General features: G+C 53.5%; 16 protein-coding genes. 2 read left to right on the plus strand and 14 right to left on the minus strand.

Annotated elements, in window-relative coordinates; genetic code table 11:
• The first annotated feature begins 45 nt into the window (after positions 1-45).
• Positions 46-486: a DUF2756 family protein gene (locus AL515_RS23035; protein ID WP_003023456.1), complete on the plus strand. Its 441-nt coding sequence runs from the start codon at positions 46-48 to the stop codon at positions 484-486.
• Here AL515_RS23035 and ugpQ read toward each other — a convergent pair.
• The 12 genes from ugpQ to livK form a co-directional block, all read right to left on the minus strand.
• The gene (gene ugpQ / locus AL515_RS23040) at positions 483-1,226 is read right to left on the minus strand and encodes a glycerophosphodiester phosphodiesterase (RefSeq protein ID WP_016151117.1); all 744 of its coding nucleotides are present in this window, start codon (positions 1,224-1,226) and stop codon (positions 483-485) included. The genes AL515_RS23035 and ugpQ overlap by 4 nt on opposite strands.
• Positions 1,223-2,293: a sn-glycerol-3-phosphate import ATP-binding protein UgpC gene (locus tag AL515_RS23045; protein ID WP_061068751.1), complete on the minus strand. Its 1,071-nt coding sequence runs from the start codon at positions 2,291-2,293 to the stop codon at positions 1,223-1,225. The genes ugpQ and AL515_RS23045 overlap by 4 nt, the downstream gene beginning before the upstream one ends.
• Positions 2,294-2,295: 2 nt before the next feature.
• The gene (ugpE, locus tag AL515_RS23050; protein ID WP_061068752.1) at positions 2,296-3,141 is read right to left on the minus strand and encodes a sn-glycerol-3-phosphate ABC transporter permease UgpE; all 846 of its coding nucleotides are present in this window, start codon (positions 3,139-3,141) and stop codon (positions 2,296-2,298) included.
• A complete protein-coding gene (gene ugpA, locus AL515_RS23055) occupies positions 3,138-4,025 on the minus strand; it encodes a sn-glycerol-3-phosphate ABC transporter permease UgpA (RefSeq protein WP_003837841.1) in 888 nt (295 codons plus the stop codon). Before ugpA ends, ugpE begins: the two co-directional genes overlap by 4 nt.
• 100 nt (positions 4,026-4,125) lie before the next feature.
• Positions 4,126-5,442 carry a sn-glycerol-3-phosphate ABC transporter substrate-binding protein UgpB gene (gene ugpB, locus AL515_RS23060; RefSeq protein WP_016151119.1) on the minus strand — a complete coding sequence of 439 codons (1,317 nt, stop codon included), beginning with the start codon at positions 5,440-5,442 and terminating at the stop codon, positions 4,126-4,128.
• Between the two features lie 243 nt (positions 5,443-5,685).
• Positions 5,686-6,093, minus strand: coding sequence for a hypothetical protein (locus AL515_RS23065; RefSeq protein ID WP_048213579.1), 408 nt, complete (start codon positions 6,091-6,093; stop codon positions 5,686-5,688).
• A gap of 115 nt (positions 6,094-6,208) precedes the next feature.
• Positions 6,209-6,490, minus strand: coding sequence for a hypothetical protein (locus AL515_RS23070; RefSeq protein ID WP_061068753.1), 282 nt, complete (start codon positions 6,488-6,490; stop codon positions 6,209-6,211).
• Positions 6,491-6,591: 101 nt separating this feature from the next.
• Complete coding sequence (gene livF / locus AL515_RS23075) at positions 6,592-7,305, minus strand: high-affinity branched-chain amino acid ABC transporter ATP-binding protein LivF (protein WP_086523486.1); 714 nt, start codon at positions 7,303-7,305, stop codon at positions 6,592-6,594.
• A 17-nt stretch (positions 7,306-7,322) separates the two neighbouring features.
• Positions 7,323-8,090, minus strand: a complete 768-nt coding sequence (gene livG, locus AL515_RS23080; RefSeq protein ID WP_061068754.1) for a high-affinity branched-chain amino acid ABC transporter ATP-binding protein LivG — start codon at positions 8,088-8,090, stop codon at positions 7,323-7,325.
• Entirely contained in the window at positions 8,087-9,364 is a 1,278-nt protein-coding gene (gene livM / locus AL515_RS23085; protein WP_061068755.1) for a branched chain amino acid ABC transporter permease LivM, read from the minus strand. The genes livG and livM overlap by 4 nt, the downstream gene beginning before the upstream one ends.
• On the minus strand, positions 9,361-10,287 hold the full coding sequence (livH, locus tag AL515_RS23090; protein WP_003023435.1) for a high-affinity branched-chain amino acid ABC transporter permease LivH: 927 nt from the start codon (positions 10,285-10,287) through the stop codon (positions 9,361-9,363). Before livH ends, livM begins: the two co-directional genes overlap by 4 nt.
• A 61-nt stretch (positions 10,288-10,348) precedes the next feature.
• Positions 10,349-11,458 carry a high-affinity branched-chain amino acid ABC transporter substrate-binding protein LivK gene (gene livK / locus AL515_RS23095; RefSeq protein WP_061068756.1) on the minus strand — a complete coding sequence of 370 codons (1,110 nt, stop codon included), beginning with the start codon at positions 11,456-11,458 and terminating at the stop codon, positions 10,349-10,351.
• A 423-nt stretch (positions 11,459-11,881) separates the two neighbouring features.
• On the opposite strand from livK, the gene panM reads away from it, so the two are divergent.
• A complete protein-coding gene (gene panM, locus AL515_RS23100; protein ID WP_061068865.1) occupies positions 11,882-12,265 on the plus strand; it encodes an aspartate 1-decarboxylase autocleavage activator PanM in 384 nt (127 codons plus the stop codon).
• Positions 12,266-12,423: 158 nt separating this feature from the next.
• Here the strand turns inward: panM and livJ are convergent, their stop codons facing one another.
• Both livJ and rpoH read right to left on the minus strand, forming a co-directional pair.
• Complete coding sequence (gene livJ, locus AL515_RS23105; protein WP_140168316.1) at positions 12,424-13,527, minus strand: branched chain amino acid ABC transporter substrate-binding protein LivJ; 1,104 nt, start codon at positions 13,525-13,527, stop codon at positions 12,424-12,426.
• Positions 13,528-13,798: 271 nt separating this feature from the next.
• Positions 13,799-14,653, minus strand: a complete 855-nt coding sequence (rpoH, locus tag AL515_RS23110) for an RNA polymerase sigma factor RpoH (RefSeq protein ID WP_003023425.1) — start codon at positions 14,651-14,653, stop codon at positions 13,799-13,801.
• Between the last annotated feature and the right edge of the window lie 38 nt (positions 14,654-14,691).

Genomic DNA, 14,691 nt, shown 5'->3' on the forward strand with positions numbered 1-14,691 from the left:
GCGAGAAAGGAGTAAACTTAAACGATCCCCGAGAGGAGAAAAGCGATGAAACGACTCTTACTTTTAGCCATGCTCTTGCCGTTTGCTGGCTTTGCACAGCCCATCAACACCATGAATAACCCGAATCAACCCGGTTATCAGATCCCGAGTCAGCAGCGTATGCAAACCCAAATGCAATCACAGCAGATTCAGCAGAAAGGGATGCTCAACCAGCAGTTGCAAACGCAGACGCGCATGCAGCAACAGCATATGGAAAACCAAATCAACACGAACACCCAGCGCGTGCTGCAGTCTCAGCCGGGCGAGTTGAATCCTGGACAGCAGCAAATGCTGCCTAACAGTAACGGTGGGATGTTGAGTGGAACCCGTAATCCGGACAGCTCGCTCAATAAGCAACATATGCTGTCGGAGAAAAAGAACGGCGACATGCTGAAGCCCTCCAGCACGCCGCAGCCTAACGTTCCGTTAAAAACGATTGGACCTTAACAGGGCTGGAAATCCGGGCCAATCGTATCAATGGCATCAGTACAGATGCAGTCCACACCCCAGCGCAGCAGTTCCGCCGCGCGCTGGGGTCGGTTGACGGTATACACCAGAATACGTAGCCCCGCATCGCGCAGCGCATCCACGCGCGCCTCATCCAGCAGCTTATGATTAAGATGAATAGAGACGCAGCCAAGCCGCGTGGTCAGCTCCCGCCAGTCTTCGCGCCATTCATCCAGCAGCAAACCTCTCGGCAGTTCAGGCACCGCCTGCTGCGCCGCTTCTAGCGCATCAATTTCAAAGGATGACAACAGTGGTGGCGTCATTCCCGCCCACAGTTCCCGCGCGGCCAGCGCCACGACCTTCCCGGTGAGCGCCCCCGTCCCGGTGGTGGGTTTGATCTCAATATTTGCCATCATGCCGTGCTGGCGACAGCGCTCAGCAACTTGCGAGAGCAGCGGCAACGGTTCGCCTTTAAACTCACCGCTAAACCAGCCGCCGGCGTCCACGCGCAATAGATCCTGCCAGTTCAATTCGCCAGCCACGCCCCAGCCGTTGCTGGTGCGTTCCAGGTTGTCGTCATGCAGTAAGAAGATCTCACCGTCTTTCGACAATTTAGCGTCAAACTCAATCATGGTATGCCCGTATCGCGCCCCCACGTCGATCGCCGCCAGGGTGTTTTCCGGGGCTAGCTTACCGCCGCCACGATGGGCGACAATATGGGGGTAAGGCCAGTTACTCATACACGTTGTCCTGTTTCGCCATCAAAAAGATGCAGATGATTTTCTGGCAGATGCAGCCACAGCGTGCTGCCTGCCGTCGGGCGATGCTGATGCGCCAACCGCACCACCAGCTTTTGCTCACCCCAACGTCCATGTGCCAGATTATCCGCACCCAGCATTTCCAGCGTGTCGACGACCAGCGGCACGCCGCCTTCAGCCTGAGAGCTTAGCGCAATATGCTCCGGGCGGATACCCAGCGTCATGTTACGCCCAATACACTCCCTGGCGCTTCTGCCGATGGGCAACGTCATGCCGCCCTCCAGCTCAAAATGGGTACCCGAGGCGCTGATGCGACCGTCCAGCAGATTCATCGCCGGGCTGCCGATAAAGCTCGCCACAAAGCGGCTGGCAGGCTTTTCATACACCTCAACCGGTGTCCCTACCTGCTCGGCAATGCCTTTGTTCATCACCATCACCCGTTGGGCGAGGGTCATCGCTTCAACCTGGTCGTGCGTCACGTACAGCGAGGTGGTTTTCAGTCGGCGATGCAGATGTTGTAACTCCAGACGCATCTGTACGCGCAGCTTGGCGTCAAGGTTCGAAAGCGGCTCATCGAACAGGAATACCGCCGGGTCACGCACAATCGCTCGTCCCATCGCTACGCGCTGGCGCTGGCCACCGGAAAGTTCGCGCGGACGACGTTTGAGCAGCTCACCCAGTTCGAGAATACGCGCCGCCTCTTTCACCCGCTCAGCAATATGCTCCTTGCCCATCCCGCGGATTTTCAGTCCCCAGGCCATATTTTCTTCCACGCTCATATGCGGGTAGAGAGCGTAGTTTTGAAAGACCATCGCAATGCCGCGATCCTTCGGCTCCATCTCGGTGACGCGTTTATTATCAATCCAGATATCGCCGCCGCTTACCCGTTCAAGCCCGGCCACCATCCGCAGCAGCGTAGACTTACCGCAGCCGGATGGCCCAACCATCACAATAAATTCCCCGTCCGCGACGTCCAGCGTCAGCGGTTTAATCACCTGGGTTTTGCCGTCCCAGCTTTTGGTTACTGCCTGTAGTTTTAAACCAGCCATTTTTATTTCTCACTATCGACCAGGCCACGCACGAAGGCACGCTGCATGGCTAACACGATGATTACCGGAGGGATGAGCGTCAGCAGCATGGCGGCCATTACCTGGTTCCACTGCGTAGTGCCTTCACCGGTGGCAATCATGCCTTTGATGCCCGCCACCGCAGTGCCCAAATTGACGTCGGTAATAATTAACAACGGCCACAGATACTGGTTCCAGCCGTAGATAAAGGTGATCACGAACAGCGCCGCCAGATTGGTTTTTGACAACGGTAGTACGATATCGCGGAAAAAACGCATCGGTGACGCGCCGTCAATACGCGCCGCCTCAACCAGTTCATCCGGTAGGGTCATAAAGAACTGACGGAACAGGAAAGTCGCTGTCGCAGATGCCATCAACGGCAGCGTCAGACCCGCATAGCTGTCGAGCATCTTCAGGTTGGCGATCACTTCTACCGTCGGGAAAATACGCACCTCAACCGGTAGCATCAGGGTGATAAAAATCATCCAGAAGAACAGGTTGCGCAGCGGAAAGCGGAACCAGACGATGGCGAATGCGGAGAGCATAGAGACGGTAATTTTCCCTACCGTAATGCTGAACGCCATGATGAAACTGTTGAGCATCATCAGCCAGAACGGTGCGCTGTTGACGCCCACGCCGTTGACCCAGATGTATTTCATGTTTTCCAGCAGCTGTGTACCGGGAAGCAGCGTCATCGGCGTCTCAAACACCGCTTTATTGTCCAGCGTCGCCGCGACAAACGCGACGTACAGCGGAAACAGGATCACCATGATCCCCATAATCAACATGGCATGGCTGAATATTGTCAGCCCACGACGGTTCTCAATCATTGGTAACGCACCTTACTTTCCACATAGCGGAACTGCACCACCGTCAAAATAATGACCAGGAACATCAGCACCACAGATTGTGCAGCGGAAGAAGCCAGATCCAGCCCGACAAAACCTTCGCGATAGATCTTATAAATCAGCGTCGTGGTCGCCTGTACCGGCCCGCCTGCAGTGGCAGCATCAATCACCGGGAAGGTGTCAAAGAAGGCATACACCAGATTCACCACCAGCAGGAAGAAGCTCACCGGGGCAATGAGCGGCAGCGCCAGCTTAAAGAAGCGGCGAACCGGCCCCGCACCGTCAATCGCGGCGGCTTCGATCAGCGAGCGAGGAATAGACTGCAGTGCGGCAAAGAAGAACAGGAAGTTGTAACTAATCTGCTTCCAGACCGACGCAAACACCACCAGGAACATTGCCTGACCGCTGTTTTGCGCATGGTTCCAGTCATAGCCAAACTCACCGAGAAAATGGGTAATCAACCCGCGCCCGGGGTTAAACAGGAAGATCCACAATACGGCAGCAACGGCGGGCGCAACGGCGTAAGGCAACAGCATCAGCGTTTGGTAAAAACGGCTGCCGCGCACCACGTAATTCACCAACGCCGCAAAAAATAACGACACCAGCAGACCGCTTACCGTGACTAACGTACTGAACTTAATGGTGGTCCAGAATGAGTCGAGGTAGTACGGGTCATGAAACAGCGCGACAAAGTTTTCCAGTCCGACAAACTGGCTGGAAAGACCAAACGGATCAACGGATTGTAGCGAGTACCACAGCGCTTCACCGGCAGGCCAGATAAAGAAAATAACGGTGATAACCAGCTGCGGAGCCACCAGTAAATAGGGAAGCCAGCGCGAACGGAACACCGGACGGGATGAAGACATGGAGGTTTGATTCCTGAACAGCGCCGGATGGCGCTACGCTTATCCGGCCTACGCGCATTTGTAGGCCGGATAAGGCGCAGCCGCCACCCGGCATTTCACATTACGATTTGGTCGATTGCTCGAAGCGACGCAGTAACTGATTGCCGCGCTCAACGGCGGCATCCAGCGCCTGCTGCGGGGTTTTCTTCCCGGTCCAGACGCTTTCCAGCTCTTCATCCACAATGGTACGGATCTGCGGCATATTGCCCAGACGCAGCCCTTTGGTGTACGGCAACGGCGGCTTGTTGAGCATTTGACGCGTAGCGATATCCGCCCCCGGATTCTTCTCATAGAAGCCCTGCTCACGGGTCAAATCGTAGGCCGCGGTGGTGATCGGCAGATAGCCAGTCTTCTGGTGCCATTCGGCAGCAATTTCAGGCTTCGCCAGGAAGTTGAGGAACTTCGCCACGCCTTCGTAGGTGGGTTTGTCTTTACCCTGCATCACCCACAGGCTGGCTCCACCGATAATGGCGTTCTGCGGCGCGCCCTTCACATCGGCATCGTACGGCATCATCCCGACGCCATAGTTGAATTTCGCGTAATGGCGGATGTCAGCCAGAGAACCGGAAGAGGCGGTGGTAATGGCGCAATCCCCGTTGTAGAACTTCTCGGTCGACTCATCTTTACGCCCGAAGTAGCTGAAATCGCCTTTTTTGTTCAGCTCTTCCAGCAGAGCGATATGCTTCACCTGTTCCGGTTTATTGAACTCCAGCACCGCGTCAGTACCGTCAAAGCCATTGTTTTTGGTTGCTACCGGCAGACCGTTCCAGGCACTGAAGTTTTCAATCTGAATCCACCCCTGCCAGCCACTGGCGTAGCCGCACTTCATGCCTGCCGCTTTCAGCTTCGCGGTGTACTCCGCCAGGTCCTGCCAGGTTTTCGGCGGCTGCTCAGGGTCTAAACCGGCTTTTTTGAAGGCATCTTTGTTGTAGTACAGCACCGGAGTGGAGCTGTTAAACGGTTGAGAAAGCAAATGTCCGCTTTTAGAGTCGGTGTAATACCCGGAAACCGTCGGGACGAACTGAGATTCATCGAAGTTAATGCCAGCCTCTTTGAATACTTCATAGACCGGTTTAATGGCTTTCGAGGCCATCATTGTTGCCGTACCCACTTCATAAACCTGCAGCAGCGCAGGCGCGTTTCCGGTACGGAAAGCGGCAATACCTGCGCTCAGGCTCTGCTCGTAGTTGCCTTTGTACTGCGGAACAATTTTGTAGTCGGGATTGGCGGCATTAAAACGTTGCGCCAGTGAGTCAACTTCTTTACCCAGTTCGCCTTCCATTGAGTGCCAGAATGGGATGGTGGTGACCGCCAGTGCCTGACCTGCAAACGCCAGGCTAAGTGCCAGTCCTAAAGCTGTATGTCGTAACGATATCATCGGTTATCTCTCTTGTTGTGCCGGATGCGCGATATCACGCGTTTTATGCTCGCGGGGGTAACATGACATGCTCGAATGACAGAAAAATAACTTTTTTATTACAAAAAAAAGATAGTAAGGCGACAAACAGATGGCAAGGCGGTGAAAGCGTAGTGACAGGAAAATGCGGGGTGGTGCACAACAAAGCCGGGTAGCGGTATGCTTTACCCGGTGAATAAAGAAGGTTTTGTCACCCTGGTAAGATCAGGCAGGCTGTGCAAACGTGAATTCCAGCGCCAGACCCAGGATCTGCATACCATGAATGTTATCTTCCGGAGATATCGCCACCAGGCTTTCCAGAAACTTGAGTCGCCGTGACTGGGCGTTGATGATGAGTTTTCCCCGTAATGCAGGAAGCTTCAGCGAAGAGATGGGATAAACCACGCGCCCACAGACTTCCACCGGCAGCTTGCGCAAATCGACTTGCTGAAGCACGCCCACAGAGGAATACAGCAGCGCTACAGGCGTTACGGCGAGCAATGGTGATGGACTAATACTGACAAAATCCAGCAGGAGTTCTGGACGCAGATAGTTCAGCCCATTAAAGGAAACCGTGACGCCATCAATTGCGGGCATGGGCTGCACATTAGTTTGATGCGGTGAATCATTCATGCAATTACCATTGATATAAAATATAAATCAAGCTATTGATTATAAAGAATATAGTGCACAAATGCTGGGACAGAACTCGCAATCCTTGCAGGTATGAATGATTGCGTTTCCAGTCTTACTCTCTTCGCCAGCGGCGTTCATATTCGTTCTGTAAACGCTGCTGTTCCCGCCGCTCACGGTCACGCTGGATATCCGATTTTTCATCTTCCCAGCCCGGACACACAGAACTGCTGAATACCTCGCAGGGTGAATTGGATTGTGCTGACGGGTTGACCGGCTTTTCTTGCCAGATTGCAGGATCGCGCGGATCGAAAGTTTGCTCTTTCACTGCCTGCGCACTGAATGAGCCGGCCAATAGTAGACTTCCAATAGCCATACAGGCACCTGAACGTGTCATCCTTTCTCCATGTTCATTTTTATTATTGATAATCATTATCAATAATAACATAGCGCAATAAAAAAGGGGCCTGATGAGCCCCTTGTCTATTTAGATAACTGTTAACCGCCCAAATAAGCGCTACGCACCGCTTCGTTAGCCAGCAATGCATCACCGGTATCTTCCAGCACCACGTGGCCGTTTTCCAGCACGTACCCACGGTCGGCGAGTTTCAGTGCCTGGTTGGCGTTTTGTTCGACGAGGAAAATCGTCATCCCCTGCTCGCGCAGTTGCTCAATGGTGTTAAAGATCTGCTGGATGATAATCGGCGCCAGACCCAGCGACGGTTCATCAAGCAGTAGCAGCCTCGGCTGGCTCATCAGCGCACGGCCTATCGCCAGCATCTGCTGTTCGCCGCCGGACATGGTTCCCGCACGTTGAATACGGCGCTCATGCAGGCGAGGAAACAGGTCATACACCCACTTGATACGTTCCTGAAACTGGCCTTTCTCGGCAAAGAAACCACCCATCGCCAGGTTCTCTTCCACCGTCATACGGGAAAACACGCGACGCCCTTCCGGGACAATCGCCACCGCTTCACGCATGATTTTTGCCGTCTGCCAGTCGGTAATATCTTTACCATCAAAGACAATACGCCCACTTGTTGCCCGAGGATCGCCGCACAGCGTCCCGAGCAGCGTGGTTTTCCCCGCACCGTTGGCACCGATAAGCGTCACGATTTCACCCTGGTTGATATACAAGCTGACATCGTGCAGAGCCTGGATCTTGCCGTAGTGGGCGTTGACGTTGTCAAAAGACAACATGACTTTTTCCATCTTATGCCTCACCACCATTATGCTTCGCCTAAATAGGCGCGGATCACGTCCGGGTTGTTACGGATCTGCTCCGGTGTCCCGTTCGCCAGCGGCGTCCCCTGGTTCACCACGTAAATACGGTCTGAAATGCCCATCACCAGCTTCATGTCGTGCTCAATGAGCAGGATGGTGGTGTCGTGATGGTCGCGCAGCTCAGCAATCAGCTCATCCAGCTCTTTGGTTTCTTTCGGGTTAAGACCCGCAGCAGGTTCATCGAGCATCAGAATTTCCGGCTGAGTGACCATGCAACGGATAATCTCAAGACGGCGCTGGTCGCCATAGGCCAGGTTGCTCGCCTGTCGGTTAGCATGCTGCAGCAGGCCGATACGATCAAGCCAGGTGGCGGCGCGCTCCAGCGCTTCATCCTGCGCGCGGCGAAAAGCAGGGGTTTTTAGCAGCCCGGAGAAAACCCCAGCTTTCAGTTGCTGATGCTGCGCCACCAGCAGATTTTCAATCACCGTCATTTCGCGAAACAGACGCACGTGCTGGAAGGTACGCACCACGCCCATACGCGCAATTTGCTGGCCCGGCAGCCCTTCAAGGTGCTGGTCGCGCAGCTTAATCGTCCCGCCGGTCGGCTTATAGAACCCGGTCAGGCAGTTGAAGACCGTGGTTTTCCCCGCGCCGTTCGGGCCAATCAGGGAGACTATCTCTTTTTTATGCAAATCCAGAGACACATTGTTGACTGCCAGCAGGCCGCCAAAACGCATCATCAGGCCGCTAACCGATAATAATGGCTGACTCATGCCTGCTCTCCTTTTGCTTCCCCGTTTTTCAGCTTCAACTGTGGACGGGTCATCGGCAGCAAGCCCTGCGGACGCCAGATCATCATCAGTACCATTAAACCACCCAGCATTAACATGCTGTATTCATTGAAATCACGCATCAGCTCGCGTGACACCACCAGCAGGATGGCCGCCAGGATCACCGCAAACTGTGAGCCCATTCCGCCCAGTACCACAATCGCCAGCACAAAGGCCGACTCGGCAAAGGTGAAGGATTCCGGGCTGACGAAGCCCTGGCGCGCGGCAAACAGCGTACCGGCAAAACCGGCAAACGCGGCGCTGATGGTAAAAGCTGTCAGCTTGATGCGCGTAGGGTTTAAGCCCAGTGAACGGCAGGCGATTTCATCTTCACGCAACGCTTCCCATGCACGGCCCAGCGGCATACGCAACAGGCGGTTGATGACAAACAGCGAGAAGACCACCAGCAGCAGCGCCACCAGGTAGAGGAAAATCACACGGTCAGAGGGATCGTATTTCACGTTAAAGAAGTTGCTGAAGGTATCCCAGCCGCCCTCACGGGCGCTACGGCTGAATTCAAGACCGAAAAAGGTCGGTTTCGGGATCTGGCTGATACCGTTCGGGCCACCGGTGACTTCAGTATTATTGAGCAACAGGATACGCACGATTTCGCCAAAGCCTAAGGTCACTATTGCCAGGTAGTCGCCGCGCAGACGCAGAACCGGGAAGCCAAGCAGGAATCCTGCCGCCGCCGATACCAGTCCCGCCAGCGGCAAACAGGTCCAGAAACCAAGACCGTAATAGTGGTTCAGCAGCGCAAAGGTGTACGCACCAATGGCGTAGAAGCCGCCGTAGCCCAGCACCAACAGGCCGGAAAGCCCCACCACCACGTTTAAGCCGAGGCCGAGGATGATATAAATCATCGTCAGCGTGGCGATATCCACCGTGCCGCGCGACACCATAAACGGCCACGCCACGGCAATCACCAGCAGCGCCACCAGGAACAGCTTCTGTTTAACAGTGGAGCCGTCAATCGCCGGCAGAATAAACTTCGGCCCGGAGACGCTCTTCAGGCTCTTCTGGAAAACGGGACGCAGCAACTGGAAGAGGAAGACCACGCCAGTACCAATAAACACCCACTGCCAGCGAATATCCGCCGCGGAATCCACCACCAGTTTGGTGCCGTCAAGCTCTAACTGAACGCCCATAAAGACGCCCGCCAGGACGAAGAACATCGCGGCAGAGAGCAGCGCCATTGCAAAATGCATCGGTTTCATACTTTCTCTACCTCCGGGCGACCCAGAATACCGGTCGGCATCACCAGCAGCACCAGAATCAGCAGCGCGAATGAAACGACGTCTTTGTATTCAGTACTCAGATAAGCAGAGGAGAGCGCTTCCGCGACGCCCAGAATCAGGCCGCCGATCATCGCCCCAGGAATACTACCGATGCCGCCCAGTACCGCTGCGGTAAAGGCCTTCATCCCGGCCATAAAGCCAATATAGGGGTTAATTACGCCGTAGAACTGTCCAAGCAACACACCTGCTACCGCCGCCATTGCTGCGCCAATCACAAAAGTCAGCGCGATCACGCGATCGGTGTTAATGCCGAGCAGGCTGGCCATTTTCAGGTCTTCCGCGCAGGCACGGCAGGCGCGCCCCATACGGGAATAACGGATAAACAGCGTCAGCGCCAGCATCGCCAGGAAGGTTACAATCCAGATAACCAGCTGCATAGTGGTGATGGAAGCAGAGAAGTTTTCGCTACTGCCAACGGTCCACTGGCCATTAAACAGGCTGGGCAGTGCCACATCGCGCGAACCTTCCGTCAGGCTGACGTAGTTTTGCAGGAAGATGGACATCCCGATAGCGGAAATCAGCGCGATCAGGCGCTTGGAGCTGCGCACGGGTCGATACGCCACGCGTTCAATGCTCCAGCCGTAGGCGCTGGCAATCACAATCGCGCCGACGAAGCCCGCCGCGACCAGTAGCCAACTGGAATCAATGCCCATCATCATTAGCGCGGCGATGATCATAAAGGAGACATAACTGCCGATCATATACACCTCGCCGTGGGCGAAGTTGATCATGCCGATAATGCCGTACACCATCGTGTAGCCAATGGCGATCAGCGCGTAGGTGCTTCCCAGCGTGACGCCGTTAAACATCTGCTGCAAGAAATAGAGGAACTGCTCGGACATAAGGTAACCTTTCTTAACCCGCCCGTTTTACACGGGCGGTGGGATAACTCGTCTTCAGGTATTACTTCGCGACGGTCGATGAACCATCCGCGTGCCACTGGAAGACACCAAACTCAAATCCCTTCAAATCGCCTTTTTCGTCCCATTTCAGCGGCCCAATCACGGTATCAGCCCCGTGTGCTTTCAGATCTTTCACCAGGTCCAGCGGCTCTTTGCTACCGCTACGATCCATTGCGGTCGCCAATGACTGGACTGCTGCATAAGTGATCCACACGTACGGTCCAGTTGGATCTTTCTTGTCAGCTTTGAGCGCATCGACGATAGCTTTATTCGCCGGATCCTGGTCATAGCGTTTTGGCATGGTCACCAGCATGCCTTCAGCGGCATCACCGGCAATGTTAGACAGCGACGCATTGCCGACGCCCTCTGGTCCCATAAACTGGGTTTTCAGCCCGACGGAACGTGCCTGGCGCAGCATTTGCCCCATTTCCGGGTAGTAGCCGCCGTAATAAACAAAGTCGATATTTTCTTTTTTCAGGCGAGCGATCAGCGCAGAGAAATCTTTTTCCCCGGCGGTGATACCGTCAAAGAAAACGATGTTGGCTTTACCTGCTTTCAGGCTGTCCTGCACCGAACGCGCCAGGCCTTCACCGTACTGCTGTTTGTCATGAATGATGGCGATACGCTGCGGCTTCACCTTCTCCAGGATGTATTTCGCGGCAGTCGGCCCCTGAGAGGAGTCCAGACCCGCTGTACGCATAATGTGAGCGTAACCGCGCTGCGTCAGCTCCGGGTTAGTCGCTCCCGGAGAAATCATCAGAATGCCTTCGTCTTCGTAAATATCTGATGCCGGTTGAGTCGATGAAGAACACAGGTGGCCAATTACGTACTGAATGCCGTCGTTGACGATTTTGTTCGCGACGGCAACGGCCTGTTTCGGATCGCAGGCATCGTCATATTCCACAGCGACCAGTTTGTCGCCTTTGATCCCACCTTTGGCATTGATATCTTTAATCGCCTGACGTGCGCCATTAAATTCCATATCGCCCCACTGCGCGACCGGACCTGACATCGCGCCAACAACAGCGACCTTGATATCCTCCGCCATGACAGCGTGCGACATTGCCAGTGCTATCACCCCTGCGATGATTGTTTTCGCATTCCGTTTCATTACCTGAATCCCCATTCGTGACGTAATTAATATTTTGTATTTATGTGGTTAAAAAGCAGTCTGTGCTTTTTTTGAACTGCACTATTTTTACCAGTCTCATTAATGGTTTAGCGCAGTCATTTAAGCAAAATCAGGCTAAAATCTCTATTTTTCAGTCGATTAAGAAAAGATAATATTCTGCTTTTCACTATAGATAAACAAAAAAAAGCACGTTTGTCAGCATAAAATAACGGTACAAAGAGCCGAATAAAATGCTGCATTCCAGGGTATTATTCTGCCTGTTTTTCAATCTCTACGGTTTCAAACTGTCATTACTGTTGTTACAAAATTATTAATCTGGTTATTCACATAAAAAAGAGAAAGCATCCGGACGAATTATTTCGGTACACTCATTCCATCTTTTGTGATTTGGACATGCTGTTAATGAAGCTGACCATCGTTCGTTTAGAAAACTTCAGTGATCAGGATCTCATCGATCTTGGCAAAATCTGGCCGGAATATTCCGCCTCATCATTAAGCGTAGATGAAACGCACCGGATCTATGCAGCACGCTTTAACGAGCGCCTGCTTGGCGCAGTACGTGTCACCCTGAGCGGTACGCAAGGTGCACTGGATTCCTTACGTGTACGCGATATCACCCGTCGTCGTGGCGTTGGGCAGTATTTGGTTGAAGAAACTCTCCGCGAAAACCCGGACGTGAGTTCATGGTGGATGGCCGACGTCGGCGTGGAAGACCGCGGCGTGATGGCCGCGTTTATGCAGGCATTAGGGTTTACGGCGCAGCAAAATGGCTGGGAGAAACGGTAGAAAACTGCCCCCAACCAATTGTATTACGAGTATTTTCCCAAGAATTTCGTGTTGCAGGAAGGCGGCAAGTTATGAAATCCCCGGGAGCTTACATAAGTAAGTGACCGGGGTTGAATAACACAGCCAACGCACCTGCAGCGCAAAAGGCGCCGGGAAAATTACTTGGCGTCTGTCGCCGTCCCGTTGGCATGCCAGTCAAACACACCGAATTCGAAGCCTTTCAGGTCGCCTTTCGCATCCCATGACAGTGGCCCCATTACGGTTTCCACTGAGTTTGCTTTCAGGTATTTGGCAATTTCAGCCGGGTCGTCAGACTGGTTCAGACCGGCCTGCAAGGATTGCAGCGCGGCGTAAGTCGTCCACACAAATGCACCGCTTGGGTCCTGTTTCTTGGCTTTGATCGCATCCACAATCGGTTTGTTTGCCGGAACCTGATCGTAGTTCTTCGGTTTCGTTACCAGTAAGCCTTCTGCAGACTCACCCGCGATGTTAGACAGCGACACGTTCGCTACCCCTTCAGGTCCCATAAACTGAGTTTTCAGACCCGCGGCGCGAGACTGGCGCAGGATCTGTCCCATTTCCGGATGGTAACCGCCGTAGTAAACGAAATCGATGTTCTCTTTCTTCAAACGCGCCACCAGCGTAGAGAAATCTTTCTCACCGGCGGTGATCCCGTCAAAGAACACCACGTCAGCGTTAGCTTTCTTGAGGTTGTCCTGCACGGAACGCGCCAGGCCTTCACCGTACTGCTGTTTGTCATGCACGATCGCAATGCGCTTCGGCTTCACTTTTTCAACGATATATTTGGCGGCCGTTGGGCCCTGATCGGAATCCAGACCAGTGGTACGTAACACCAGGTTATAGCCGCGTGCGGTCAGCTCTGGCGCCGTTGCCGCTGGGGTAATCATCAGAATGCCTTCGTCTTCATAGATATCTGACGCAGGCTGAGTGGAGGAAGAACACAGGTGGCCGATAACGTATTTAATCCCGTCGTTGACCACTTTGTTAGCAACCGCTACCGCTTGTTTCGGGTCACAGGCATCGTCATATTTCACCATGACCAGTTTGTCGCCTTTCACGCCGCCTTTAGCATTGATATCTGCAATCGCCTGCTCTGCGCCGGTAAATTCCTGATCGCCATACTGCGCCACCGGGCCGGACATCGCGCCGACGACAGCAACTTTAATATCCTTAGCAAATGCCATATTGCTCAAAGACAGGGCGATACATCCTGCCAATAACGCTTTACCCTTCATATTCATCCTGACAATCCCCATTATTGTGGTTATTACGTGTGTTGTGATGTTGTTGTTCAGCACTTTATTTCGATTATTGGATAGCCACCCGTGCTTTAGCAGCATACTCTGCTAAAACATACCCGATTTTTATGATTTTGGAATAGCTAAATTTGACATGCAGATAACAACTTGATGACAAAAAGCATAGAACGTCAGGAGAGAGCAGGAGAGATAAAAACAAAAAACCCCGGATTTTCATCCAGGGTTTATCAGCATTTTCAGTTTGGCAGAAAGTTTACGCTTCGATCGCCGCACGCAGTTTTTTCATCGCGTTCTTTTCAAGCTGACGAACACGTTCAGCGGAAACGCCGTAGCGATCGGCCAGTTCCTGCAACGTCGACTTGTTGTCTTCGTCCAGCCAGCGGGCACGAATGATGTCCTGGCTACGCTCGTCCAGACCTTCCATTGCGTGGGTCAGTTTGTTCGCGGCCTGATCTTCCCAGTTATCCTCTTCAATGCCGTCGGCAAAGTTGGAGGATTTATCCTGCAGATACAGAACCGGAGCCATCGGCTGGCTGTCGGACTCGTCGTCCGAAGACATGTCAAACGTCATGTCCTGCGCCGCCATACGGGATTCCATTTCGCGCACGTCTTTGCTGGAAACACCCAGCTCACGAGCAACCATTTCAACTTCGTCCTGGTTAAACCAGCCCAGACGCTGCTTGGTTTTGCGCAGGTTAAAGAACAGCTTACGCTGCGCTTTAGTGGTCGCGACTTTCACGATACGCCAGTTACGCAGAACGTATTCGTGGATCTCGGCTTTGATCCAATGCACGGCGAAGGAAACCAGGCGCACACCCACTTCCGGGTTGAAACGGCGCACGGCTTTCATCAGGCCGATATTACCTTCCTGAATCAGATCCGCCTGCGGCAGGCCATAGCCCGCGTAGTTACGAGCAACATGAACAACAAAGCGCAGGTGAGACAGGATCAGCGTTTTAGCTGCTTCCAGATCGCCCTGGTAATGCAGCTTTTCAGCCAACGCCCGCTCCTCGTCAGCCGACAACATCGGCCACGCGTTCGCAGCCCGGATGTAAGACTCCAGGTTACCAACAGGGGCTAAAGCTAAATTTTGCATTTCTTTGGTCATTCAAATCCTCTCAATCTTTGTCATCTGGCGTTGGTAAA

This window comes from Citrobacter sp. FDAARGOS_156 (genome assembly GCF_001559235.2).
GTDB lineage: Bacteria > Pseudomonadota > Gammaproteobacteria > Enterobacterales > Enterobacteriaceae > Citrobacter > Citrobacter youngae.

Excerpts from the sequence above, each read along its gene's own strand:
- ugpB (WP_016151119.1), bottom strand. The coding sequence starts at position 5,442 with ATGATATCGTTACGACATACAGCTTTAGGACTGGCACTTAGCCTGGCG.
- AL515_RS23045 (WP_061068751.1), bottom strand. The coding sequence starts at position 2,293 with ATGGCTGGTTTAAAACTACAGGCAGTAACCAAAAGCTGGGACGGCAAA.
- AL515_RS23035 (WP_003023456.1), top strand. The coding sequence starts at position 46 with ATGAAACGACTCTTACTTTTAGCCATGCTCTTGCCGTTTGCTGGCTTT.
- rpoH (WP_003023425.1), bottom strand. The coding sequence starts at position 14,653 with ATGACCAAAGAAATGCAAAATTTAGCTTTAGCCCCTGTTGGTAACCTG.
- AL515_RS23070 (WP_061068753.1), bottom strand. The coding sequence starts at position 6,490 with ATGACACGTTCAGGTGCCTGTATGGCTATTGGAAGTCTACTATTGGCC.
- ugpE (WP_061068752.1), bottom strand. The coding sequence starts at position 3,141 with ATGATTGAGAACCGTCGTGGGCTGACAATATTCAGCCATGCCATGTTG.
- livH (WP_003023435.1), bottom strand. The coding sequence starts at position 10,287 with ATGTCCGAGCAGTTCCTCTATTTCTTGCAGCAGATGTTTAACGGCGTC.
- AL515_RS23065 (WP_048213579.1), bottom strand. The coding sequence starts at position 6,093 with ATGAATGATTCACCGCATCAAACTAATGTGCAGCCCATGCCCGCAATT.
- livJ (WP_140168316.1), bottom strand. The coding sequence starts at position 13,527 with ATGAATATGAAGGGTAAAGCGTTATTGGCAGGATGTATCGCCCTGTCT.
- livG (WP_061068754.1), bottom strand. The coding sequence starts at position 8,090 with ATGAGTCAGCCATTATTATCGGTTAGCGGCCTGATGATGCGTTTTGGC.
- ugpA (WP_003837841.1), bottom strand. The coding sequence starts at position 4,025 with ATGTCTTCATCCCGTCCGGTGTTCCGTTCGCGCTGGCTTCCCTATTTA.
- panM (WP_061068865.1), top strand. The coding sequence starts at position 11,882 with ATGAAGCTGACCATCGTTCGTTTAGAAAACTTCAGTGATCAGGATCTC.
- livM (WP_061068755.1), bottom strand. The coding sequence starts at position 9,364 with ATGAAACCGATGCATTTTGCAATGGCGCTGCTCTCTGCCGCGATGTTC.
- livF (WP_086523486.1), bottom strand. The coding sequence starts at position 7,305 with ATGGAAAAAGTCATGTTGTCTTTTGACAACGTCAACGCCCACTACGGC.
- livK (WP_061068756.1), bottom strand. The coding sequence starts at position 11,458 with ATGAAACGGAATGCGAAAACAATCATCGCAGGGGTGATAGCACTGGCA.
- ugpQ (WP_016151117.1), bottom strand. The coding sequence starts at position 1,226 with ATGAGTAACTGGCCTTACCCCCATATTGTCGCCCATCGTGGCGGCGGT.